This is a genomic window from Salmonella sp. 32010601201800023SM (assembly GCF_017572235.1).
Taxonomy (GTDB): Bacteria; Pseudomonadota; Gammaproteobacteria; order Enterobacterales; family Enterobacteriaceae; genus Salmonella; species Salmonella enterica.
In genome coordinates this window covers 23,710-48,816 of the sequence record NZ_JAGEQS010000001.1, presented here as the reverse complement: position 1 = coordinate 48,816, position 25,107 = coordinate 23,710, and the positions used below count along the sequence as shown (strand labels likewise).

Genomic DNA, 25,107 nt, shown 5'->3' with positions numbered 1-25,107 from the left:
GTTACAGCCATTTTGTTAATGAATGTGATCCAGATCGTTATCTGAGCGATCCTGACGCGCGCAACGTGAGTTGACGCCATAACCACTCGACCGGTCCCTGTCGCCAGAAACGTAGCCAGATGACGGAAAAGAGAAGGTTTATTGCCCATACCGGAACGACAAAGAACAAGAGTTCCAGTCGATTGAATTTCATAAATAAGCCAAACTGATAAAACAGCGTGGTACAGATGATCGTCTGCAGCAGATAATTGGTCAGCGCCATTCGCCCTACGCAGGCAATGGCAAGCGTCAGTCTGCATCGGCTAAGCTGCGGCCAGAAGCCAAACATCAGCGCGGCATAGCCCAGCGTTTGCAACGGCGCGCTCAGTTCACGCGGCGCCTGCAATAAAAAGGCGCACCAGCGGTACGCCCAGTCCAGCCGCCATTGTAAAATGACCGCAGGCAGGTTGATCAGTAGCCCTAACGCCACCAGCAGAGCCCCGGTACGGCGATAGTGCCGCAGACTGTACTGACCTTTCAGCCAGCCGCTACGCATTAGCGCGGCGCCCAGCAGCATCATACCCGCCAGTTGCCAGCCATACTGCGCGCCGAGCGCCAGTAAACTATTCGACAGCATCTCTGCCCGGTTGCTGATAGCCTCCATGCCGCCGTTCAGCTTCCAGTATTTTTCATACAATATTGCCGACGCATCCGGCGTCCAGGCGCGGCTGGTTTCGCTACTCGATACCACGCCCAGCAGCAGTAGCACGCCAATCCCTACCAGATAAAGGAGTATGCCGGTATTGAACAGGCTTTTTACCGAAGGCGCGTCGCGTACCAGTCGCCAGCAAATTAACCCGACCAGACCGTAGGCCAGCAGAATGTCGCCGTCCCAAAAGAATAACGCATGGATAAAACCTAACAGTACCAATAGCGTTAAGCGCGACTGAATCCACTGTTTACCACGCGGAAGCAGCATTTGTAGCCCCGCGCCAAACAACAACGCGAACAGCGTAAGAAACTTAGCCTGCGCCACAATATCGAGAACCGCCCAGGACCAGGCGTCTTCGGGAACGATCGCGCCGTACCAGGCGGGATTGAGATAAGCCGCCTTCGGCAATCCAAAGGCGCTAATGTTAAGAAGCAGGATACCGAGGATAGCGACGCCACGTACAAAATCCAGCGTGACATTACGTTCCATCGTCTCCGCCTTAATCATGGATGATGGCGAACGGCACGCAGAAACTCCTGGCGCGTATTCTGGCTGGACTTAAACAATCCGCCCAGCGACGTCGTCGTCGTGGCGCTGGTTGCGTCACGAATACCGCGCGCTTTCACGCAGTAATGCACCGCATCAATCGATACCGCTACATTATTGGTGCCGAGCAAGGTTTGCAGCGCCGTCAGAATTTGTTGGGTCAAACGTTCCTGAACCTGCGGACGCTGGGCGAAGAATTGCACGATGCGGTTAATTTTCGACAGGCCGATCACGGAATCTTTGGGGATATACGCGACGGTCGCTTTGCCATCAATGGTCACAAAGTGATGTTCACAGGTGCTGGTCAGCGTGATATCGCGGACGGTGACCATTTCATCCACCTTCATTTTATTTTCAATGAGGGTAATTTTCGGGAAATTGGCATAGTCGAGGCCGGCGAAAATCTCGTCAACGTACATCTTAGCGATACGATGCGGCGTTTCCATCAGACTGTCATCGCTCAAATCGAGATTCAGCAACTGCATAATCTCAGTCATATGCCCTGCGATAAGGCTTTTTCGCGTTTCATTATCCAGTTCATCCATAGGCGGGCGCAGCGGCGTTTCCAGCCCCCGGGCAACCAGCGCGTCATGAACCAGGGCCGCTTCTTTACTGAGTGATGGCATTAATCGTGTTCTCCTGCAGGTGTGGCGCCTCTGCCCTGCATGGGGCAAAGTTTGTCAATATTGTGACAGTGTGATTATTGTGCGTGAGGTAGCGCACATAATCCAGTATTCACGCCCATAATTGTTGAAATTGTCGCTGCCTTTCATGACATCTTTTCCGGTGCGAGAATGATGGCAGGACAAAGGGCATATTTGTTAACGCAACGTTATTTAAATGATGAAGCATGTTTATGTATTACGGAAGTGAAAGTTACTCACAACGCGGTGAATAATCTGTATTATGAAGAATCTGCATACCTTATCAGGTTCACTATAAAAGGAGCCCCCGCATGGAAATGCTCGAAGAGCACCGATGTTTTGGCGGCTGGCAGCAGCGCTGGCGTCATCATGCCGCCACGCTAAACTGCGCCATGACATTCAGCATTTTTCTTCCGCCGACTCAGGATAATGAACCGCCTCCGGTACTGTACTGGTTGTCCGGGTTGACCTGCAATGATGAGAACTTTACCACCAAAGCAGGCGCGCAGCGTATCGCAGCAGAACTGGGCATTGTATTGGTGATGCCGGATACCAGTCCACGCGGTGAACAGGTCGCCGACGATAGCGGATACGATTTAGGCCACGGCGCCGGGTTTTATCTCAATGCCACACAGCCGCCCTGGGCCAGCCATTATCGCATGTACGATTACCTGCGCGATGAGCTTCCGGCGCTTATCCAGACACAGTTTAACGTCAGCGACCGTTGCGCCATCAGCGGGCACTCGATGGGCGGCCACGGCGCATTAATCATGGCGCTGAAAAATCCGGGTAAATACACCAGCGTCTCTGCTTTTGCGCCTATCGTCAACCCCAGCCGCGTGCCGTGGGGAATCAAAGCGCTTACCGCTTATCTCGGCGAAGATGAATCAGCCTGGACTGAGTGGGATAGCTGCGAATTAATGCTGGCCAGCCAGCCGCAGGACGCCATTCCTGTGCTCATCGATCAGGGCGACAGCGATCAATTCCTCGCCGATCAGCTTCAGCCCGCCGTACTGGCGGAAGCCGCGCGGCAAACCGCCTGGCCGATGACGCTACGAATCCAGCCTGGCTACGATCATAGCTATTATTTTATTGCGTCCTTCATCGAGGACCATCTGCGCTTTCATGCCCGGTATTTACGGGACGAGCGTGAGACGTCACCAACATAATGAATTTTCCAGCGCCGCGCTGTAGTTCACCTCCTCCGACTGCGGCGCGGAAGATTTATTATTTAAATCCGCGGCCTGCTGGCGTACCTGAAGGCGGCCGCTGCCCTCTCCGCCTTCATAACTTTCGTGAAAATTACGCAGCTCGGATTCAAACAGCACCGCATCAAGATTATGCAACTTATCCAGCGCCCGCAGGAGAGAAATTAACGTATCAAGATTAAGCCCTCCCCCCTTCTCGATACGCTTGATGGTGGCGATGCCAACGTGCGCGCGATCGGCAAGCTGCTGCTGGGTCATCGAAAGAGACAGACGCGTCTCCTTTAAGCGGGCGCACAACGACAGGATAATCTCGTCGTTATTCATCGTATTGTATTTCACGCTGTTACCCTCTCTTGCGCGGCTGAATTTTCCCCAGCGAACCATGATACGTTTCACGGTATTTAGCGCTCATGTCTTTACCGGTCTCGTACATCGCAGCAATGATCTCATCGAGCGAGATACAGGGTTCGCTTACGCGACTCATCGCCATCGTCGCCGCGTTTATCGCTTTCACGGCAGAGATGGCGTTTCTCTCTATGCAGGGAATTTGTACCTGCCCGCCCAGCGGATCGCAGGTCAATCCCAGATGATGTTCCATGGCAATTTCAGCGGCGCTCAGCGTTTGCTCCACGGATGCGCCCATCAGTTCAGCCAGGCCCGCCGCCGCCATTGAGCACGCCACGCCGACTTCCCCCTGACAGCCAACTTCAGATCCCAGAATAGAGGCGTTTTGTTTAAACAATATCGCGATAGCGGCGGCGGTCAGGAAGAAACGGGTCAGAGCACCGGATTCCAGCGGCGTGACAAATTTATCATACCAGCAGAGCGCTGCCGAAATAATGCCGCACGCGCCATTGGTTGGCGCGGTAACAATCTGTCCGCCGCTGGCATTTTCTTCGCTTACCGCAATCGCGAAGGCATTGACCCAGTTCAGCGCGGTTAAAAAATCGCTGGCGGAGCGGTTAGCCTGTAACGTCTTATGTAACGCACAGGCGCGCCGCGGTACCTGATAGGGGCCGGGTAATACCCCCTCAGTATGCAGGCCGCGATAAACCGCCTGCTGCATCACGTCCCATATTTGCGCCAGATAATTCTGCAACATCTGTGGCGAGTGGCGGCACAGCTCATTTTTCATCATCAGCGCCGCCACGGACAGGCCGTTACGCCGACACAGCGCCAGCAACTGCGCGGCATGACTAAATTCAAAGGGCGACACTGTACGCAAAGGAAGCGATGGCGTCAGCGGCTCGCCATGTTTGCGAACCTGTCCGGCGCCGGTCGAAAACCAGGTCTCTTCATACACCGTGAAATAATCATCTCTGGCGCGAAACGTCATGGCATAAGGATGGCCTGGATGCGCCTGGTGATTGGCGATAATCTTGACTTTTATCGTGATTCCGCCCGCGTCGGAGAGCGGGAGTTCGATTTTGTTTTCATTTTCCGCACGCTTAATCACCGCCATATACGAACGGAGATCGACATTCTCCGGCTGGCAACCCAGCAGCCCAAGATAAAGGGCGGTATCCACATTGTGGCACTTGCGGCTTAACGATAACGCGCCATACAGCTCGATTTCAATTTCCCGAATTAGCGGTAACGTCTCTTGTTCTCTGAGCAATGAAATAAAGTGACAGGCGGCGCGCATCGGCCCTACGGTACGTGAGCTGGATGGACCTATTACTATTTTGAATATATCAAGGCAACTCTCCATCGTTATATCAATCCTTTCAGTGTCATTCGCGTTCAGTAATAAATAACATCCTCGCACAGTTGGCATATCAAAAGTGATACCTTTTGTGTCTGAACTTTACCTGGTATCAAAAACAACGCTTTTTTAGCCCTTTTCTGGCTGTGATATCTGTGATAGCACGAGATTCCACGCCGCAAAAGAGCCATTATAATACCCGTAAATTAAGGGAGTTATCATATGAGTATTATTTATTTTATTACTACACAGGATATCGATACGTTTCAGAAAAAATTACATGAAACGTTATTTAATGCCGTCACCATGCCGTTTCCGCTATTATTTGATAAACGTTATGCCGCGCTTATCAATACCGCTTATTTAAAGCTTACGCTGCCAGCGGAATGTCTGACGCCTGAATTTTATCGCTATTTACGCGAACTCTCATTGCAATGGCAGTTTGATTTTTTTATTAAGCCGCAGCCACTGCCTGCTAACGGTATTATCGCGTTTGATATGGACTCGACATTTATTGCGGAAGAAGGCGTGGATGAAATTGCCCGCGAGCTTGGCATGTCGACGCAAATCACCGCCATTACCCAACAGGCGATGGAGGGCAAGCTTGATTTTAACGCCAGTTTTACCCGACGTATCGGAATGTTGAAAGGCACACCGAAAGCAGTGCTGAACGCCGTATGCGATCGCATGACCCTTTCGCCAGGCCTGTTAACTATTCTGCCAGTCATCAAGGCCAAAGGATTTAAAACCGCGATTATCTCCGGGGGACTGGATATATTCACCCAGCGTCTAAAAGAACGGTATCAACTGGATTATGCCTTTTCGAATACGGTTGAAATACGCGATAACGTTCTGACGGATAACATTACCTTGCCGATTATGAACGCCGCAAACAAAAAACAGACGCTGGTTGACCTGGCTGCCCGGTTAAATATTGCCACGGAGAATATTATTGCCTGCGGTGATGGCGCCAACGATCTGCCGATGTTAGAACATGCTGGCACCGGTATTGCCTGGAAAGCGAAGCCGGTTGTACGGGAAAAAATCCACCATCAGATTAATTATCACGGTTTCGAATTGCTTCTTTTTCTTATTGAAGATGAATTATAACGCGACTCACCTCGCCGGAAGGGAATTTTAAAATGAGTATAAAAACATTTATTTTCAGCCAGCCCGATAAGCCGATTGTAAAAGAGAAAAAAGAGATAGACCAGACCTATAAAAAATTTCGTTTTGAGATTATCGCCTCGGTCTTTATCTCTTATGCCGTCTTTTATCTTACCCGTAAAAACTTCTCCGCCGCGATGCCGGCCATGCTGACGGAAACGTCGCTGACCGCAGAAGACTTCGCCATTATGTCTTCTATTTTTTACATTCTTTATGGCGCGATGAAGTTTGTCGGCGGGATGCTGGTCGATAAAATTAACCCGAAAGCCATGACCGGCCCGGTGCTGATTGGCGTGGGGATTGTAAATATTCTGTTCGGCTTTTCCGACAGCGTGGCGGCATTCTACGTGCTGTACAGTCTCAACGCGATATTACAGGGCACCAGCTTTCCGCCGATGGCGAAAATTATGGCCTCGTGGTTTTCGAAAAACGAACGGGGACGCTGGTGGGCTATCGTTGAAGCGGCGCACAATATCGGCGGCAGCCTCGCGCCGCTGCTGACCAGTTTTGCTATCGCCTTTAGCGGTAGCTGGAAAATGGGGTTTTATGTTCCCGGCGCCATTTCGCTGCTGATGGGGATAGTGGCGCTATTTACCATTAAAGATCGTCCCGGTACGTTAGGTTTGCCCAACGTGGGGCAGTGGCGTAACGACCCGACGGAACTGGCCCAGGTCAAGGCCAGCCCGGTCAACCTGAGCTTCTGGCAGATTTTTGTGAAATATATCCTGACCAATCCACTGGTATGGATCATTATTATCGGTGATATGTCAGTTTATATTGCGCGCACCATCCTTAACGACTGGCCGCAGATTTACTATTCGCAGGTTCACGGCTGGAGTCTGATAAAAGCGAACTCGATTATTTCCTGGTTTGAGGCGGGCGGACTGGCAGGTGGGTTGCTGGCAGGCTACTTGTCTGACTTTATGTTCAAAAGTAACCGCTGGATGACCGGATTAATCTTCGCGTTGGCGCTGTGCATATGCATCGTGCTGGTGCCGCTGGTTCAGGATACCTCTTACACCCTCACCGCGATTCTGTTCACCATCATGGGCTTCGCCTTATACGGACCGCATATGCTTTTTGCCGTCGGCTGTCTGGATGTGACCCATAAGGATGCGGCGGGATCGATTACCGGCTTTCGGGGATTGTTCAGCTATGTCGGCGCGGCAATGGCCGGTGTGCCGGTAATTATGGTGAAAAATAGCTGGGCGTGGTCGGGCGTTTATATCTATGCGTTAATCGCCATTCTGCTAACGACTCTGTCGCTGGCGTTGCTCTCCAGGCTGCATCGGTTATAACATTCTGGCGACAGCGGCAAAACGCGGCTGTCGCCAGTCTCTGTCAGAAACGGTAATCCACCGCCATAAAGTAACGACGTCCGTCTTCGGTATAACCGTAGTCGTCGCGTTTGAGATCTTTATCGCCCACGTTCAGAACGCCCGCACGCAGTTTAACGTTTTTCGTCGCCTGCCATGCCGCGCCGGTATCCCAGACCACGTACCCGCCCGGCGTTTTCGCTGTTGCGCTGTCGGCCCGCTTACGCCCGGTATAATTCCCTGATACGTAGAATGACCAGTCTTCGAGCTGCACCGGTTTCCAGTCCAGCGTACCGTTCGCGGTGTGGAACGGCAGATCGGAAAGCGGCTTGTTCCCGCCATTACTGACGTCGCGTCCGTCGTTATAGGTGTAATTCAACGACAGTTTCCACGCCTCGTTAAACGGAACTTTCAACTCGGTTTCCACGCCCTGAATACGCGCTTTATTCACGTTGTAATAACGGAAGACCGGAACGCGCTGTCCCCGACTGTTGGTTTCGAAACCGACAAAGTTGGAATAGCCGGGCGCGGCGTTAACGTCAGGGGTACGGCTAATGCTGATGCGATTGTCCACATCGTTACGGAACGTGGTAACGCTCGCTTCCACGCCCTCCAGTATGCCTTCTTCGCCCCGGTAATAAAGGCCGAGCTCCCAGCTTTCACTGGTTTCAGGTTTCAGATCCGGGCTACCGATAATGCGGCATCCGCCACGGCAGGAGTTGGTCGCCCAGTCCGGACTTAATTGCAATAGCGACGGCGCTTTAAAGGCCGTGGCCCACCCACCTTTCACCGTCAGGGTATCCGTTGCGTTATAGACCAGATAAGCACGCGGGCTCCAGTGATCGCCATAGGTTTCATGGTCATCCATACGAATACCGGTGGTCAGCGCCAGCGGTTCGAAGATGCGCCACTCATCTTCAAGGAACAGAGCATACTGGCTGGCGGAGGTTTTAGTACTGGAACCGCCGGTCAGGTTGACCGCATCGCTCAGTTTATCGTGACGCCATTCGCCGCCGAAGGTGAGGAACTGGTTGACAGACGCTAACGGCAGAACGTATTTCCCGTCAATCGAATTGCTTTCTGACGTAATAGGGCTACTGTTGCCGGGGTTTTTGTTTTCCACTTTTTCGCCGTAGAATTTGAGCTCACTATTGCCGAGATCCCAACGTCCGTTATGGCTCAACGCATAGTTTTGCCGTTCCAGACGGTTTTTATCCAGCGAGTCGGAGTCCCGGTCCTGGCGATCAAAACCGTAGCCTGCGGTAACGTCATGATTTTCGTTTGGTGTCCAGGCAAACTCGACGTTTCCATCCCGGCTGGTAAATCCTTCAATGCGCGGCGTTTCACCCGTAGCGGTGGTGGCGGAACTCTGCTGCTCGTCTTTTTCGCGTTTCGCCAGGCTACCGTAGGCTTTCATTCCCAGCACGCCGTCGATCAGCGGACCGCTGGTAAAGAACTGACCGTTATAAGTATCGCCACGGTCGCGATGTTCCTGAATAGTGGAGTCAACCGTGACGCTGCCGTGCCATTTCTGACCAATTTTTTTGGTGATAATGTTGACCACGCCGCCCAGCGCATCGGAGCCATACAGCGAGGACATGGGGCCACGCACCACTTCAATACGTTCGATAGCGTCAACCGGTATCCAGTTCAGATCAAAATCATTATGGCGGAAGACCGCGTTACGGGAGTTAACGCGCTTACCGTCGATCAGGATCAGCGTATAGCTGCTGTCCAGACCACGAATACTCACGCCTTTACGGTTATCCCCTTCGTTAGTGAGCTGTACGCCCGGCACCTCTTTCAGGACATCTTTCAGGTTTTGCACGGGCCTGCGCTGTAAATCTTGCTGGGTAATGACGCTGATACTTGCTGGCGCATCTTTCAGATTTTGTTCGATGGCGGACGCGGTAACGACCATAGTTTCACCATCATCCGTTGCCGCGGCAACCGGCCAGGCCAACGTAACTGCGGACATACAAAGCCCTACCCGAACGAAAGGGTTAAACCTAAACATTCCATTTCTCCATGAGGTAAATACGACAAAAAAATCGGTTATCGCTCACAACGCATTACGTTTCGCCTGCGATAACGGTTATCACGGCGAACTCTTTTTATGCAGGCGAGTCGGGCTCATTAGTGACGGTCGCGCCCGAATCTTCATCCTTTCTGATTTCGAGCGTAACGATAAAGCAAACGATAATAATTATCAATTTAATTGTTAATAATTATGTCATTTGAACCAATCATGAAGAAAAAACAAAAAACCCTCTCGAATGAGAGGGTTAGAAGAGTCAGATTCAGGCAGTCAGTGCCGGATAGCGGCATAAAAGCCTATCCGGCCTACGACGAGAATACCGCGTTACTTTTTAACGCGTTCCGGGAAGTGCATTTCGCTATAGCGCACGAAATGCGTACCTTTTATCAGCTTGTAGCCGAACCAGATAAGCAGGAACAGCGGAATACCGATATAGGTCGCCGCGACGCCGCCCCAGTCGATGGTATCTTTCAGGAACGCTTCATAGTTCTGCCCCAACGTAATAATCAGGCACAGTACAAAGGCGAAAATCGGCCCCAGCGGGAAGAACCCGGAACGGTACGGCAAATCATTCACATCATACCCTTGTATCACGTAACCGCGACGGAAGCGATAATGGCTAATGGCAATCCCCAGCCAGGCGATGAAGCCCGTCATACCGGAGGTGTTCAACAGCCACAGATAGACCGTCTGGTTGCCGAACATTGAGGTCAAAAAGCAAAGACCGGCAATCACGGTGGTGGCATAAAGCGCATTGCGCGGTACGCCGCCGCGGGACAATTTCGCAAAAATACGCGGGGCCTTACCGTCACAGGCCAGGGTGTAGAGCATACGGGTCGAGGCATACATCCCGGAGTTACCCGCAGACAGTACCGCCGTCAGGATAACCGCATTCATTATCGCCGCCGCAGACAACAAGCCCGCATGCTGGAACACTAAGGTAAACGGACTGACGCTAATGTCTTTGACGTCGTTACGCAGCAGGTTTGGATCGGTATAAGGAATGATCAGGCTGATAATCAAAATCGCGAAAACATAAAACAGCAGAATACGCCAGAACACCTGACGCACCGCGCGCGGAATATTCTTCTCCGGGTTTTCAGATTCCCCGGCGGCAATACCAATCAGCTCAGTTCCCTGGAAAGAGAAGCCCACGATCATCGCGACGCCAATCATTGCCGCAAAACCGCCAGCAAAAGGCGCATCGCCCGTCGTCCAGTTGCTCCAGCCGACCGGCTCGACACCTTTAAAGATACCGATAATCATCGCTACGCCAACGATGATGAAGATAATAACGGTCGCGACTTTAATTAACGAGAACCAGTACTCCGCCTCGCCAAAACCGCGCACGGAAATGTAGTTCAGCAAGAAAATGACGCAGAGGAATAGCGCGCTCCAGATCCAGCCCGGCGTGTCCGGGAACCACCAGCCCATCACCAATTGCGCGGCAACCAGGTCAACAGCGATAGTCACCGCCCAGTTGTACCAGTAGTTCCAGCCCAGCGCGAAACCAAAGCCTTCTTCCACATAGTTCTGACCATATGTCGCAAACGAGCCAGATACCGGCATATAGGCCGCCAGCTCGCCAAGACTGGTCATCAGGAAGTAGACCATCAAACCAATCAGAATATAAGAAAACAGCGCGCCGCCTGGCCCCGCCTGAGAAATTGTCGCACCAGATGCAACGAAAAGACCTGTCCCGATGGAGCCGCCAATGGCAATCATCGTCAGGTGACGCGCCTTTAATTCGCGACGTAGCGCGGGCGCTTCTGTGGTTTTAGTTTTGGAACCCATGTGAAAATGCTATCCATCCAAAAAATGAGGCGCGATTGTAACAGACGAAATACTATCCTTCCGACACAAATGCGCGGTTATAAGAGACCTTCATGACCGGCCACGGATTATAAGTAAAGCAGAGAATAACGTATACGTAAGCGGATACTAAAAATGGCGATGCCGCCCGGGCAGCCCTCCTCTTCACCTTTATTCACAGTAACTCAAAAAACGCTGCAACGCGTTAGAAAGATGTTTCTGCCGATGATGAACACGCCACAACGTGCGCACCAGGCGCGGTAACGGCACCGCGACTTCGCCCAGGGTTCCCGCCTGGAGTTGTTCAGCAATCACCCGGCGCGATAAACAGCTTATCCCCAGTCCATGACGCACCGCATGTTTGATCGCTTCTGAATTCCCCAACTCCATCGCCATATGAAAGCGCGGCAAATGCGACAACAGCAAATAATCGACAATTTCCCGCGTACCGGAACCGCGCTCGCGTAAAATCCATGGGGATGCCGCAAGCTGTTCCAGCGTCACCGGCCCCTGCGTCAGCGGCGAGGACGGCGCGGCAAAGACCACCAGCTCATCTTCCAGCCACGGCTCAGAAATAATCTCTGTACTGTGACATGGTCCTTCAATCAGGCCGATATCAACCCGAAAATCCAGCACCGCGTTAATCACGTCCTGGCTGTTTCCCACGCTGAGTTCCAGCGGCAAGGCCGGATAATGCTGGCGATAGCGGGCAATCATGGCGGGTAAAATGTAATTGCCGATGGTGCTACTGGCATAAACCCGTATCGCGCCGTTATCTTCACGAAATAGCTGCTCAATTTCTACCGCTTGCTCCAGCAATGCCAGCGCGCGCGGATATAACAAGCGCCCATGTTCGTTGACCACCAGCCGTTTCCCCACCCGATCAAACAACTGTACGCCGAGCTGACCTTCCAGATCGGTGAGCGCGGCGCTAACGGCGGACTGCGATAATGACAGCATGACCGACGCCTGGGTTGTTGAACCGCTTTTCAGTACTTCAGCAAACACTTCAAGTTGTCGTAGCGTAATATGCATAGTCGTATCCCACCGATAGCGTTTCACTTACCACTTATAAAGATTAATTATAAATATATAATCAATTTTATTTTTAAACCAGATCACCGTAACCTTATTGTCCATATACAGGAGAAGGTTATGACAGAACTCACCTTGCAGAATCATCGTCGTACAATGTGGCATTTTATACCGGGGCTCGCTCTGAGCGCCGTCATTACAGGAGTCGCCCTGTGGGGCGGCGCTATCCCTGCCGTTGCAGGCGCGGGGTTCAGCGCCCTGACCCTGGCTATCCTGCTGGGTATGGTTATCGGGAATACCGTCTATCCACAAATATGGAAACAATGCGACGGCGGCGTGCTGTTTGCAAAACAACATCTGCTGCGTTTAGGGATTATCCTTTACGGCTTCCGCCTTACCTTTTCACAAATCGCCGACGTGGGTATTAGCGGTATTGTGATTGACGTATTAACGCTTTCCAGCACGTTCATGCTGGCCTGCTTCTTAGGCCAAAAAGTCTTTGGTCTGGACAGGCATACCAGCTGGCTGATTGGCGCCGGTAGCAGTATCTGCGGCGCGGCGGCGGTACTGGCGACAGAACCGGTGGTAAAAGCGGAAGCCAGTAAGGTTACTGTAGCCGTCGCGACTGTCGTTATTTTCGGCACCATCGCTATTTTCCTTTACCCGGCAATGTATCCGCTGCTGGCGCACTGGTTCAGCCCGGAAACTTACGGCATCTATATCGGCTCAACCATGCATGAAGTCGCGCAAGTGGTCGCAGCGGGTCACGCCGTTAGCCCGGATGCGGAAAATGCGGCAGTTATCGCTAAGATGCTGCGTGTCATGATGCTGGCGCCGTTCCTGATCATTCTGGCGGCACGCGTTAAACAGCTTTCACCGGCGACCGGCGCGGAAAAAAGCAAAATTACCATTCCGTGGTTTGCTATTTTCTTCATCGTAGTGGCGATCTTCAACTCTTTCCACCTGCTGCCGAAAGCCGTGGTGGATATGCTGGTGACGCTGGATACGGTGCTGCTGGCGATGGCAATGGCGGCGTTGGGTCTGACCACTCACGTTAGCGCATTGAAAAAAGCGGGGGCGAAACCGCTGCTGATGGCGCTGGCATTATTCGCCTGGCTGATTATTGGCGGTGGCGCCATTAACGTCCTAATCCATAGCCTTATCGCATAAATTATTACGTTTCACGCCTGTTAACCCGTTATCATAGCGTTCGTAATGAACCGTTAGCGGGTTTAACAGGAGTCTTTTATGAAATACATCGGAGCGCACGTCAGCGCTGCTGGCGGTCTGGCTAACGCCCCTGCCCGCGCGGCTGAAATTGGCGCAACGGCCTTTGCGCTTTTCACAAAAAACCAGCGTCAGTGGCGTGCCGCCCCCCTTACTCCCCAGGTCATTGATGACTTTAAAATCGCCTGTGAAAAGTATCATTTTTCAGCGGCGCAAATCCTTCCCCACGATAGTTACCTGATTAATCTGGGCCATCCGGTCAGTGAAGCGCTGGAAAAATCACGCGATGCCTTTCTCGATGAAATGCAACGCTGTGAACAACTCGGCTTAACCTTGCTTAATTTTCATCCCGGTAGCCATCTGATGCAGATTGCACAGGAGGATTGCCTGGCGCGGATCGCGGAATCCATCAATATTGCCCTCGCGCAGACCGAGGGCGTTACGGCGGTTATCGAAAATACAGCCGGTCAGGGCAGTAATCTGGGGTTTGAGTTTGAACAGTTAGCCGCCATCATCGACGGCGTGGAAGATAAGTCGCGCGTTGGCGTCTGTATCGATACCTGCCATGCCTTTGCCGCCGGATACGATCTGCGTACGCCAGAGGCGTGCGAAAAAACATTCGCCGAATTCGGGAAAATTGTCGGATTTCAGTATTTGCGCGGAATGCACCTGAACGACGCCAAAAGCGCCTTCGGTAGCCGCGTTGACCGCCATCACAGTCTGGGTGAAGGCAATATCGGCCACGATGCGTTTCGTTGGATTATGCAGGATGGGCGTTTTGACGGTATTCCGCTGATACTGGAGACCATCAATCCTGATATCTGGGCGGAAGAGATTGCGTGGTTAAAAGCCCAGCAAATTGCCGAAGCGATGGCCTGACGCTCAATGTTCTTCAGGCAATAAAAAAGGCAGAGCGCGCTCTGCCTTTTTTAGCGTGTTTCTCTTATGCCGCTTTTGCCGCGACTTCCGTCTCCGGACGTTTCAGGACGGCATAAGCCAGCCCTGCCACCAGCGTACCGGCCACAATTGCCAGCAGGTATCCCAATACCGGCGTAATTGCGCCTGGGATAAGCAGAACAAACAGACCGCCATGCGGCGCCATCAATTTTGCGCCTACCGCCATAGAAATGGCCCCGGTCAACGCGCCGCCAACGATACAGCACGGCAGTACACGCATCGGGTCGCGTGCCGCAAACGGAATAGCGCCTTCAGTGATAAAGCACAGCCCCAGCACCAACGCCGCTTTACCGCCTTCCTGCTGCGCTTTGTCGAACTTACGGCGCGCCACCATCGTCGCCAGACCCAGCGCTAACGGCGGTACCATACCTGCGGCCATGATCGCCGCCATCGGCGCGTAAGTTTGCGTACTCAGCAGACCAACACCAAACGCATACGCCGCTTTGTTCACCGGGCCACCCATGTCGGTACACATCATCCCGCCGAGAATCGCGCCCAGCAGCACCGCGTTTGCCGTCCCCATGGTTTGCAGCCAGTGGGTGAGCCCTTCCAGAATCCCGGCAACCGGTTTACCGATCAGGTAAATCATCGCCAGCCCCACCACCAGACTGGAAATTAACGGGATGATCAGGATTGGCTTCAGCGCTTCCATACTTTGCGGAAGTTTCAGTTTGGTACTGATAAGCTTCGCCATATACCCGGCAAGGAAGCCGGCAATGATCCCGCCGATAAAACCGGAACCGGTGCTAACCGCCAGCATACCGCCAATCAGACCTGGCGTAAGGCCTGGGCGATCCGCGATGGAGAAAGCGATATAGCCCGCCAGTACCGGCACCATCAGCGCAAACGCCGAACCGCCGCCAATCTGCATCAGCGCCGCCGCCAGCGTGTCCGGCACCTTAAAGGCTTCAATACCAAAGGCGAAGGAAAGCGCAATACACAGTCCCCCGGCAACCACCATAGGCAGCATGTAAGAAACGCCCGTCAACAGATGCCGGTATGCGCCAGCGCTCTCTTTCTTCCCTTCGGTCGCCGCTTGCGATGCCTTACCCGCCGGTTGATACGGCGTCGCTTCCGCTACGGCTTTATCCAGCTCCTGCGCCGTCTTTTTCAGCGCCAGGCCGGTCGACGTGCGGTACATCGGGAGACCGGCAAACTTCGCCAGATCCACTTCGATATCCGCCGCCACAATCACTAAATCCGCTTCCGCCACCTCTTCCGGGGTGATGGCATTGCCGGCCCCCACGGAGCCGCGCGTTTCGACTTTTACCCACCAGCCGCGTTTTTTCGCTTCTGTTTCAATGGCTTCAGCCGCCATAAAAGTATGAGCGACGCCGGTCGGGCAGGCCGTTACCGCGACCACGCGTTTCGGACCGCCGCTCGCCGCAGGAGCAGCCGCAGCAGGGGCGCTGTAAGGGGTCGCATGGCTTTTGGCTTCACTCAGAAACAGTTCCGGATGCGCGACGGCGCGACCAATATCCCCCAGCCAAACCTTTTTGCCGTTCAGAGCATTGTCGTTCGGCAGAGATTCGCCCAGCACGATCGCCAGCTCAGCATCATTCGGATTGTCGATAATTTCCAGATTTGCTTTATGCGCCGCCGCTCCAAGCAGGGTTTTCGCCATGTAAGCGCGAGCCTGGCCGAGATTAGCGTCAATTATCAGCAGCGTTTTCATTATGCCTCTCCTGCTGTCAGTTAAACGGTTGTAAGTCGACACGCGCCATCATTGCGGCCAACTGAGGACGATCGGTAATACCCACATTGCTCTGGCTGACCGCCAGCGCGGCAACCGCCGTCGCCAGACGCAGCGTATGTTCGCTGGACTCGCGCATCAGCAGGCCGTAAATCAATCCGCCAACCATGGAATCGCCTGCGCCGACGGTACTTACCACGTCCACTGCCGGTGGTTTAGCGATCCATTCTCCTGAGGCGTTAACCCACAGCGCGCCTTCCGCCCCCAGCGAAATCACCACATGAGCGATACCCTGTTCGCGTAACGCGTGCGCCGCATCAATTACATCTTTCATTTCCGGGAGCTTACGACCCGCCCAAATTTCCAGTTCGCGGCGATTCGGTTTCACCAGCCACGGCGCAGCTTTAAGACCGGCGACTAACGCTTCACGGCTACTATCAAAGATAATGCATGGACACTGGCTGCGCAGACGCGTCATCCAGTCGGTGAACGCTTCCGGACTCACGCCAGCCGGTAAGCTACCGCTGACGCAGACCATATCGAACTGGCCCAGCCAGCTCAGGGAGTCGTTAACAAAGCGTTCCCAGTCTGCGGGGGTCACGTCAAAGCCGGAAAAGTTGAAGTCGGTCACTTCGCCATCTTTTTCCGTCAGCTTCACGTTGATGCGGGTCCGGCCCTGAACCACCTGAAAGCGGTTAGCGATGCCCAGTTCGCTGAATAATTGCTGAAAACCGTCCTGGTTATCTTTACCGAGAAAACCGCCGACGGTGACGTCGATGCCTAAGTCTTTCAGCACTTTGGCAACGTTAATGCCTTTGCCCGCCGCGTGCAGACCCGTGGTTTTCACCAGGTTCACTTCGCCGCGTTCGATTTCAGGGCAAAACCCAACCAGATCGTAAGCCGGATTAAGGGTAATGGTGGCAACACGCCTGCTCATTATGCGCCCTCCCCGAGACCGGCGGCGATCGCATCGCCAATCGCTTTCAGCGCCTGTTCAGCATCTTCACCCTGCGCGGTAAAGCGCAGACGATGGCCTTTCTTCACGCCTAATGCCACCACTTTCATCAGACTACGTCCGTTTGCCGGTTTGCCGGTTCCATCAAGGTTTGTCACGGTAATTTCACTGTTAAATTGTTTAATCGTATTCACCAGCATGGTGCCCGGACGGGCATGGAGACCATGCTCATTACGCACTACAAATTCCGCGCTCAGTACGTCATCCGTCAGCGCATCATCACTGGTCAGCAACGCCAGCAGCGTCGCGGCGTCAGCGCTCAGCAGACGATCGGCTTTATTGTTCAGCAACAGGTCGCCGAGGCGTTTTAGCACGGCAATCGGCTGCTCGTCGTTCATCGCGACAGTGACTAATAAGGCTGCTTTTTCACCCTCTACGTCAAACGCCTGGGTCGCACGGCTTACCGCAACAGCGCTGCGCAAATTGCCTTCCGCGCTGTCGTTCAGCCAGATGCCTTGTCCCAGATTCATCGGACTATCGTTAATCGTTTTTGCGACGAACGCCGCATCAACCGCTCCCGCCTCTTTCAGACGCGCCGCATTTAGCGCCTGCAATGTGACCAGCGAGCTGGCGATGACATCCAGCGTCATCGTCTCGTTATCAAGTTTTAATTGTTCACTTTGCTTCTCGCCCATCAGCAATGCGCGCAGCTCTTCCGCCGTTGTCGCGGATTTCAGCTGTTCAGCCACGGAGTCATCGCTCAGCACATGCGTCAGCTGACGCAGCAGGCCAAGGTGTTCGTCCGAACTGGCGGCAATACCAATCGCCACGTAGGCGACCTGGCCTTCTCCCCAGGTAACGCCCTGCGGAAATTGAAAGACCTGGACGCCGGTTTTCAGCACCTGATCGCGCGTGTCTGTTGTGCCATGGGGAATCGCAATACCATTGCCAAGAAAGGTCGAGGTTTGCTGTTCGCGCGCCAGCATACCGTCAACATAGCCGCCCGCCACATTCCCCGCCTGCGCTAACGCGGCGGCGATTTGCCGAATGGCCTCTTCTTTATTTCCGGCCTGCTCGCCCGGATGAATGTCCTGAACCGATAACTGGAACATGTGTCTCCTCTCCTGCTGAATTGAAACGATTCAGCTACTATGAGAAAAAAAGCGCCAATCTGAGTTATCAAAAAAACCAGATCGCGCTGAAACGTTTCAAGAAGTCTGGATCTTTCTGCTTCAGCACGCAAGAAAAGTTACCGGTTTTGTAGCAATTTTTTGAGGTGAAGCACATTTTTTCTCCAACAGACCCTCAATAGCTGACGCATAAAAGGCTTCAGCTTTTTTCTTTCAGCTTGCGTCAGCACGCCCTGGTAACAAACTGGAATGCTATTTTGATTTTTCGTGTCGATTTTGATTCAGACGCCTGTTTATTTTCTGATGGGCAGCGTAAACTCCGCCTCTCTTCACACCACTGATATAGAAACATGCACAACAGTCCCGCCGCCGCTGCGCCCAAATCGTTTGACCTGACGTCTACCGCCTTTTTGATCGTCGCTTTTCTCACCGGTATTGCCGGTGCGTTACAGACGCCGACGCTCAGTATTTTTCTGACGGATGAGGTTCACGCCCGTCCCGGCATGGTGGGTTTCTTTTTTACCGGCAGCGCGGTTATCGGCATTATCGTGAGCCAGTTTCTGGCGGGTCGCTCAGATAAAAAAGGCGATCGCAAAAAACTGATCGTTTTCTGTTGCGTGCTGGGCATGTTGGCCTGCGTGTTGTTTGCCTGGAACCGCAACTACTTTATTTTGCTGTTCATCGGCGTCTTTCTCAGTAGCTTCGGCTCTACCGCCAACCCGCAGATGTTTGCGCTGGCCCGAGAACATGCCGATCGTACAGGTCGTGAAGCGGTGATGTTCAGCTCAATCCTCCGCGCCCAGGTCTCATTGGCCTGGGTCATTGGGCCGCCGCTGGCCTATGCGCTGGCGATGGGTTTTAGCTTTACGGTGATGTATTTGAGCGCGGCGGTAGCTTTTATCGTCTGCGGCGTCATGGTGTGGTTCTTTTTACCGTCAATGCGCAAAGATGCGCCGCTGGCGACCGGCACGCTGGAAGCACCGCGTCGTAATCGCCGCGATACGCTGTTGCTGTTTGTCATCTGTACGTTAATGTGGGGAACTAACAGCCTGTATATCATTAATATGCCGCTGTTTATCATCAATGAGCTGCATCTTCCGGAAAAACTTGCAGGCGTGATGATGGGCACCGCCGCCGGGCTGGAGATTCCCACAATGCTGATTGCAGGTTACTTCGCCAAACGGTTGGGAAAACGCCTGTTAATGTGCATCGCCGTTGTCGCCGGACTGTGCTTTTATGTGGGTATGTTGCTGGCGCACGCACCGGCGACGTTGCTCGGCTTGCAGTTGCTGAACGCGATTTACATCGGCATTCTTGGCGGGATTGGCATGCTCTATTTTCAGGATCTCATGCCAGGCCAGGCGGGTTCAGCCACCACGCTGTATACCAATACCATTCGCGTCGGCTGGATCATTGCCGGTTCGCTGGCGGGAATCGCCGCAGAAATCTGGAATTATCATGCGGTCTTCTGGTTTGCGTTAGTCATGATTGTCGCCACCATGTTCTGCCTGGCGCGTATTAAAGATGTTTAACTTGCAAGCCTGATACTTTTACTCTTCGACACATTTCAGCGCAGAATTTATTTCTGCGCGATGTTCATGCGCGGTCATTCATTGTCTTTTTCTCAATACGATATTCTGTTAGCGCCCTCTTACATAAGAGACCGGTTATTGAGAAAATTACGCCCATCAGTCCGCAAAGAACCAACACCAGCCGCATCTTATATTTTGGTGTGACAGCAACATCTATCACTTCAATGTTAGCATTATTTTTAACCGCCTCCGATAACAAGGATAGCTTTGTATATGTTTCCGTTTGTAACATGTTTTTATGCACGCTATAACGTTTAATGTCACCATCATCGATATACCATGCTGCCATTTTATCGACGCTATTTTTCAGGGTGGAAATAATATTATTGACGCTTTCTTCCCTCCCCTGCGCCTTAAAAAGGACAAGCTGATTTTTCGCGTCAAAACTTATTTTATTTTTATATTCCGCAGGCAAGAAACGGCTAAACTGGTTAAGGATAACCGTTGTTTTACATTGAATATCATTAGTATAGCCACATAACGCATAGGTAGCAGGCGTATCCAGATTAGGTTTGATTGTAATACTCACAACCTTTGTATCATGCTGCACGCTCACAAAAACATAGCCAATGGCGACAAAAATAAAGGTAACGATCACGATACTTAGCCATTTTCTTATAAGGAATAAGGAAACGTCGACTAAATCAATTTCACTATTTTCTCCCCGCATTTCACATCCCTTTTAAAACGCTAATAGTCAACCCGAATACTGAAATAACAAAAAGCAACACCAGCGTAAAAATAAACGCCCTGGCTGCGAACGTATATTTCTTCATAAGATAAAACCCACACATAAGAATTCGAGTATTTTAAAGGAAAATAACAACACATTCACACTGGTTATATCGATCGGTAAATACATCAATGATAGATATAAACTATCAAATTCATGATATCGATCGTTATAAATAATTAAAATCGATCAAAATTCCTCTTTTTAATAGATAAAAACTATCATATAAATAAAATTGATCGTTTTTGTTTTATGTGACGGTTTATTCGGTACACGTTCAGGCACCAACGGGGTTGAGCGGCGACATCTACCGCTTCAGAAGCCACGAAATAAGGGAAGCATGTATTACGCTATTTAATGGTAAAAGGAGGTAATTTGAGGCGCAGCTTTTGCAGACTATTTCGGGATATAACGTAAGCCCCTGCACGTTTATCAAAAACGGCATAGCTCATGGTAAGGTTTTCTGTTCGAGTTCCAGCAAATAAATAATGGCCTCTTCCCGGGTCGTTAAACACATGTCCCCTGTCGGTTGCAAACCAGAGCACACTTTTGGGCGTAAAGGCGAGCCAAAGATAAGGCACAAGTTATCTTCCGAAAGCTGCACGCATCTGGTATTCATCGGCTTGCCATACGGCATTCCGGGTATCGGCGACGAAATTGAAGGCGCAATACAGCAAGCGCCACAACCGCTACGACAGTCCATGCTCAGCCCTCTATTTATAACCAAATGAAAGATAACAGAATTTGTCCAAAGAAAAATCCAGATTTAAAATGTGGACGTCATCATGATCAGACCTGCCCTCAGACATTCCGAAGACAAGGCTGGAAACAGAAGGGACAACACAGCACACTTCCCCCCTCCGGGCGACATGCCATCGCGTATTCTCGTTGAACGCGGAGCGGAAAGCGGGCGAACAGTATCACCTTTTTTGCACCAGCAAAAGTGACAATTCCACTTGCCTGGACGGCCCGGCGCGAGTAGTTTTACGCGATATTTTAGATAATCTCTACAACAGGATCTCCTCGATGCCAAGAGCGAACGAAATCAAAAAAGGTATGGTACTGAACTACAACGGCAAATTGCTGATTGTGAAAGATATCGACATTCAGTCGCCTACCGCCCGTGGCGCCGCCACACTGTATAAAATGCGTTTTTCCGATGTCCGCACCGGTCTGAAAGTGGAAGAACGTTTCAAAGGCGACGATATCGTTGATACCGTCACCCTGAGCCGTCGCGGCGTTGACTTTTCTTATGTCGATGGCAACGAATATGTGTTCATGGATAAAGAAGACTATACGCCGTATACCTTCACCAAAGATCAGATTGAAGAAGAGTTGCTGTTTATGCCTGAAGGCGGAATGCCGGATATGCAGGTTCTGACCTGGGACGGCCAACTGCTGGCGCTAGAGCTTCCGCAGACCGTGGATCTGGAAATCGTCGAAACCGCGCCGGGTATTAAAGGAGCGTCCGCCAGCGCACGTAACAAACCCGCGACATTAAGCACCGGTCTGGTGATTCAGGTTCCCGAATACCTGAGCGCAGGTGAGAAAATCCGCATTCATATCGAAGAGCGCCGTTATATGGGGCGCGCGGATTAAGTTTCACATTTTTCGGCTGCGCCCCAGGGCGCAGTCTGCCCCTTTTATTTATTGACTGTTCTGCACCAGGCAAGAGAAACGTTAAAAATTTAACATTTTCTGCTCTTAAGATGGCAGAAGCACGACTTCGTCAACTCAGCACTTCTCTTTTTCACGTTTATTCGCCAGGATTATTAAAAGTTGTTATGTTGTATCAATATCCTGGAGCTGACGTGACCAAAACCAATCTTATTACTGGATTTCTCGGTAGCGGAAAAACCACCTCTATCCTTCATTTATTAGCTCATAAAGATCCGGCTGAAAAGTGGGCCGTCCTGGTTAATGAATTTGGTGAAGTGGGTATTGACGGCGCGCTGCTTGCCGACAGCGGCGCACTGCTAAAAGAGATCCCCGGCGGCTGCATGTGCTGCGTCAATGGATTGCCTATGCAGGTGGGGCTCAACACGCTGCTGCGCCAGGGCAAACCTGACCGGTTGCTGATTGAACCAACCGGACTGGGGCACCCAAAACAGATTCTGGATTTATTAACTGCGCCGGTTTATGAGCCGTGGATTGATTTACGCGCCACGCTCTGCATCCTTGACCCTCGTCTGCTACTGGACCAACAGAGTGTCGCCAATGAAAATTTCCGCGATCAGCTCGCCTCAGCCGATATTATCATCGCCAATAAGACCGATCGCGCCACGGCGCAGAGCGATGCCGCCCTGCAACAGTGGTGGCGACAGTACGGCGGCGATCGTCAACTGATTCATGCCGAACATGGACAGATAGACGGTAAGCTTCTGGATTTACCGCGACAAAATCTGGCGGAACTGCCGGCCAGCGCCGCGCATTCTCACACTCATGCCAGTAAAAAAGGACTCGCCGCGCTAAATCTGCCCGCCCAGCAGCGCTGGCGACGCAGCCTCAATAGCGGACAAGGTCATCAGGCCTGCGGCTGGATTTTCGATGCCGATACCGTGTTTGACACCATTGGCCTCCTCGAATGGGCGCGTCTGGCGCCGGTGGGCCGGGTGAAAGGCGTTATGCGCATACAAGAGGGGCTGGTACGCATCAATCGCCAGGGCGATGACCTGCACATCGAAACACAGAGTGTCGCGCCGCCGGACAGCCGGGTTGAACTTATCTCAAACACAGAAACCGACTGGAATACGTTACAGACGGCCTTGTTGAAGCTTCGTTTAGCGACGCACGCGTAAGGTTGCCACCGTTTAAAAACTATGGCGAAATGACGATGAAAACCCGCTATTCCTTGATAATTCTGCTTAATGCCGCCGGTCTGGCGCTGTTTTTGTCATGGTATCTTCCCGTCAATCACGGCTTCTGGTTCACCATTGATTCCGGCATATTCCACTTCTTTAACCAGAAACTGGTGGAAAGCCACGCGTTCCTCTGGTGGGTCGCTATTACCAATAATCGGGCGTTTGACGGCTGTTCGCTGCTGGCGATGGGCGGACTGATGCTCAGTTTCTGGCTAAAAGAAAACGCATCGGGCCGGCGGCGCATTGTGATAATCGGATTGGTCATGCTACTAACAGCGGTGGTGCTTAACCAACTCGGTCAGGCGCTGATCCCCGTCAAGCGCGCCAGCCCAACGCTCTCTTTTGAGCATATTTATCGCGTCAGCGAGTTGCTGCACATCCCGACAAAAGACGCGTCAAAAGACAGTTTCCCAGGCGATCACGGTATGATGCTGCTGATATTTTCCGCCTTTATGCTGCGTTATTTCGGCAAAACTGCGGGGATTATCGCCCTTATTATATTTGTGGTTTTCGCGTTTCCGCGCGTTATGATTGGCGCTCACTGGTTCACCGATATTGTGGTCGGGTCGCTCACGGTTATTTTGATTGGCCTCCCCTGGTGGCTGATGACCCCGCTCAGCGACCGGGCGATAGCGCTTTTTGAGAATTATCTCCCGGGCGGAAATAAACAAATTTTAAACAAATAACCTATGTAATTAACATTACCTTCAGCGATAGTTTTACATCGTTGAAGGTAATTTATGATGATATTCCCCCAGCCCATCATTTTTCGGTCATATTATTCCTCTGCAAAATGAACAGTTTGCCCGATTTTTAAACGATTTGCGCTTAATTTGACCCGTGCTGATAGTTCACTTTTTGTATCATAAATTCTTATAAAAAATCACGCGAAATCGCTCGCAATGACAGCAACAATCGGGTAATCTCAAACTCGTTTTGCCTCGCCAGATAATTATTCTCATTGCGAATAAATTTGTGCGTTCCGCCACAGATTTGTGCACAAAGAATTGTCTCAAGCTGTGCAGGTAATTAGTCTCATCACGTTTGGCATTTTTATAACGATATTTATCGTTAAGGACTTCAAGGGAAAACAAACAACATGGTCAAATCTCAACCGATTTTGAGATATATTTTGCGCGGGATTCCTGCGATTGCAGTTGCGGTTCTGCTTTCTGCTTGTAGCACAACCACCAATACCGCAAAGAATATGCATTCTGAGACGCATGCTGTGGGCAATAGCGATAGCTCTTCACTGCAAGCCTCTCAGGATGAATTTGAAAATATGGTGCGTAACCTCGACGTTAAGTCGCGGATTATGGATCAGTATGCTGACTGGAAAGGCGTGCGTTACCGCCTGGGCGGCAGCACTAAGAAAGGCGTCGACTGTTCCAGCTTTGTACAGCGCACCTTCCGTGAACAGTTTGGTTTAGAGCTTCCGCGTTCAACCTATGAACAGCAGGAAATGGGCAAAGCGGTTTCACGCAATAACCTGCGTACGGGCGATCTGGTTCTGTTCCGCGCCGGCTCCACTGGTCGCCATGTCGGTATTTATATCGGCAATAACCAGTTTGTCCATGCGTCTACCAGTAGCGGCGTCATTATCTCCAGTATGAACGAACCGTACTGGAAAAAACGCTACAATGAAGCGCGTCGAGTTCTGAGCCGCAGTTAATCTTCATCAGGCAGCACCTCCCTTGGCTTACCTGATGAGACGACATAAAAAGCACTGCTTCAGCAGTGCTTTTGCTTATTATCCCTTCTGAACCCGTTTTACCGAATAGCGACGTGTCGCCTCTT

At 51.9% G+C, this 25,107-nt stretch carries 23 protein-coding genes; 10 read left to right on the top strand and 13 right to left on the bottom strand.

Annotated elements, in window-relative coordinates; translation table 11 throughout:
* Positions 1–37: 37 nt before the first annotated feature.
* Together yeiB and folE are read right to left on the bottom strand one after the other, a co-directional pair.
* The gene (yeiB, locus tag J4617_RS00230; RefSeq protein WP_023198576.1) at positions 38–1,180 is read right to left on the bottom strand and encodes a DUF418 domain-containing protein YeiB; all 1,143 of its coding nucleotides are present in this window, start codon (positions 1,178–1,180) and stop codon (positions 38–40) included.
* 14 nt (positions 1,181–1,194) lie between these two features.
* Positions 1,195–1,863 (bottom strand): GTP cyclohydrolase I FolE, encoded by a 669-nt coding sequence (gene folE / locus J4617_RS00225; protein ID WP_001139611.1) that lies wholly within the window; start codon positions 1,861–1,863, stop codon positions 1,195–1,197.
* Between the two features lie 329 nt (positions 1,864–2,192).
* Between folE and fghA the strand changes: the two genes are divergently transcribed.
* Positions 2,193–3,050, top strand: a complete 858-nt coding sequence (gene fghA / locus J4617_RS00220) for an S-formylglutathione hydrolase (RefSeq protein ID WP_000425488.1) — start codon at positions 2,193–2,195, stop codon at positions 3,048–3,050.
* Here fghA and J4617_RS00215 read toward each other — a convergent pair.
* A complete protein-coding gene (locus tag J4617_RS00215; RefSeq protein WP_000876817.1) occupies positions 3,039–3,428 on the bottom strand; it encodes a helix-turn-helix transcriptional regulator in 390 nt (129 codons plus the stop codon). The genes fghA and J4617_RS00215 overlap by 12 nt on opposite strands.
* 4 nt (positions 3,429–3,432) lie before the next feature.
* Positions 3,433–4,800: an L-serine ammonia-lyase gene (locus J4617_RS00210; RefSeq protein ID WP_208290665.1), complete on the bottom strand. Its 1,368-nt coding sequence runs from the start codon at positions 4,798–4,800 to the stop codon at positions 3,433–3,435.
* Between the two features lie 216 nt (positions 4,801–5,016).
* Here J4617_RS00210 and serB point away from each other — a divergent pair, with 216 nt between their 5' ends.
* Positions 5,017–5,904, top strand: a complete 888-nt coding sequence (serB, locus tag J4617_RS00205; RefSeq protein ID WP_017465882.1) for a phosphoserine phosphatase SerB — start codon at positions 5,017–5,019, stop codon at positions 5,902–5,904.
* Between the two features lie 32 nt (positions 5,905–5,936).
* Complete coding sequence (locus tag J4617_RS00200; RefSeq protein ID WP_000023806.1) at positions 5,937–7,259, top strand: MFS transporter; 1,323 nt, start codon at positions 5,937–5,939, stop codon at positions 7,257–7,259.
* Between the two features lie 43 nt (positions 7,260–7,302).
* Here J4617_RS00200 and cirA read toward each other — a convergent pair whose 3' ends face one another.
* The 3 genes from cirA to yieE form a co-directional block, all read right to left on the bottom strand.
* Entirely contained in the window at positions 7,303–9,294 is a 1,992-nt protein-coding gene (cirA, locus tag J4617_RS00195) for a catecholate siderophore receptor CirA (protein ID WP_000488252.1), read from the bottom strand.
* Positions 9,295–9,639: 345 nt separating this feature from the next.
* Complete coding sequence (gene lysP / locus J4617_RS00190; RefSeq protein WP_000534999.1) at positions 9,640–11,109, bottom strand: lysine-specific permease; 1,470 nt, start codon at positions 11,107–11,109, stop codon at positions 9,640–9,642.
* Between the two features lie 189 nt (positions 11,110–11,298).
* Positions 11,299–12,162, bottom strand: a complete 864-nt coding sequence (gene yieE, locus J4617_RS00185) for a DNA-binding transcriptional regulator YeiE (protein WP_000548316.1) — start codon at positions 12,160–12,162, stop codon at positions 11,299–11,301.
* 120 nt (positions 12,163–12,282) lie between these two features.
* Between yieE and J4617_RS00180 the strand changes: the two genes are divergently transcribed.
* Both J4617_RS00180 and nfo read left to right on the top strand, forming a co-directional pair.
* On the top strand, positions 12,283–13,332 hold the full coding sequence (locus J4617_RS00180) for a YeiH family protein (protein WP_000137966.1): 1,050 nt from the start codon (positions 12,283–12,285) through the stop codon (positions 13,330–13,332).
* Between the two features lie 78 nt (positions 13,333–13,410).
* Complete coding sequence (nfo, locus tag J4617_RS00175; RefSeq protein ID WP_000873909.1) at positions 13,411–14,268, top strand: deoxyribonuclease IV; 858 nt, start codon at positions 13,411–13,413, stop codon at positions 14,266–14,268.
* 64 nt (positions 14,269–14,332) lie between these two features.
* Here the strand turns inward: nfo and fruA are convergent, their stop codons facing one another.
* From fruA to fruB, 3 genes are read right to left on the bottom strand one after another with little or no spacing between them, the layout of a single operon-like run.
* Positions 14,333–16,021 (bottom strand): PTS fructose transporter subunit IIBC, encoded by a 1,689-nt coding sequence (gene fruA / locus J4617_RS00170; protein WP_000854408.1) that lies wholly within the window; start codon positions 16,019–16,021, stop codon positions 14,333–14,335.
* 16 nt (positions 16,022–16,037) lie between these two features.
* Positions 16,038–16,976 (bottom strand): 1-phosphofructokinase, encoded by a 939-nt coding sequence (gene fruK, locus J4617_RS00165; RefSeq protein ID WP_000091249.1) that lies wholly within the window; start codon positions 16,974–16,976, stop codon positions 16,038–16,040.
* Entirely contained in the window at positions 16,976–18,106 is a 1,131-nt protein-coding gene (fruB, locus tag J4617_RS00160; RefSeq protein WP_000487287.1) for a fused PTS fructose transporter subunit IIA/HPr protein, read from the bottom strand. The genes fruK and fruB overlap by 1 nt, the downstream gene beginning before the upstream one ends.
* A 368-nt stretch (positions 18,107–18,474) precedes the next feature.
* On the opposite strand from fruB, the gene setB reads away from it, so the two are divergent.
* Positions 18,475–19,656, top strand: a complete 1,182-nt coding sequence (gene setB, locus J4617_RS00155) for a sugar efflux transporter SetB (protein ID WP_000551937.1) — start codon at positions 18,475–18,477, stop codon at positions 19,654–19,656.
* Between the two features lie 64 nt (positions 19,657–19,720).
* Here setB and J4617_RS00150 read toward each other — a convergent pair whose 3' ends face one another.
* The 3 genes from J4617_RS00150 to J4617_RS00140 all read right to left on the bottom strand — a co-directional run bounded on the left by J4617_RS00150 (position 19,721) and on the right by J4617_RS00140 (position 21,152).
* Positions 19,721–20,386, bottom strand: a complete 666-nt coding sequence (locus J4617_RS00150) for an LPS biosynthesis protein (RefSeq protein WP_001749129.1) — start codon at positions 20,384–20,386, stop codon at positions 19,721–19,723.
* Position 20,387: 1 nt separating this feature from the next.
* Entirely contained in the window at positions 20,388–20,510 is a 123-nt protein-coding gene (locus J4617_RS00145) for a membrane protein (protein ID WP_001519564.1), read from the bottom strand.
* A 387-nt stretch (positions 20,511–20,897) separates the two neighbouring features.
* The gene (locus J4617_RS00140) at positions 20,898–21,152 is read right to left on the bottom strand and encodes a YkgJ family cysteine cluster protein (protein WP_010989043.1); all 255 of its coding nucleotides are present in this window, start codon (positions 21,150–21,152) and stop codon (positions 20,898–20,900) included.
* 323 nt (positions 21,153–21,475) lie between these two features.
* Between J4617_RS00140 and yeiP the strand changes: the two genes are divergently transcribed.
* The 4 genes from yeiP (at position 21,476) to mepS (ending at position 24,982) form a co-directional block, all read left to right on the top strand.
* Entirely contained in the window at positions 21,476–22,048 is a 573-nt protein-coding gene (yeiP, locus tag J4617_RS00135) for an elongation factor P-like protein YeiP (protein WP_001136822.1), read from the top strand.
* 212 nt (positions 22,049–22,260) lie between these two features.
* Positions 22,261–23,247 carry a GTP-binding protein gene (locus J4617_RS00130; protein ID WP_000169350.1) on the top strand — a complete coding sequence of 329 codons (987 nt, stop codon included), beginning with the start codon at positions 22,261–22,263 and terminating at the stop codon, positions 23,245–23,247.
* 29 nt (positions 23,248–23,276) lie between these two features.
* A complete protein-coding gene (locus J4617_RS00125) occupies positions 23,277–23,996 on the top strand; it encodes a phosphatase PAP2 family protein (RefSeq protein ID WP_000178095.1) in 720 nt (239 codons plus the stop codon).
* Between the two features lie 413 nt (positions 23,997–24,409).
* Entirely contained in the window at positions 24,410–24,982 is a 573-nt protein-coding gene (gene mepS, locus J4617_RS00120) for a bifunctional murein DD-endopeptidase/murein LD-carboxypeptidase (protein WP_000241015.1), read from the top strand.
* Positions 24,983–25,107 lie beyond the last annotated feature (125 nt).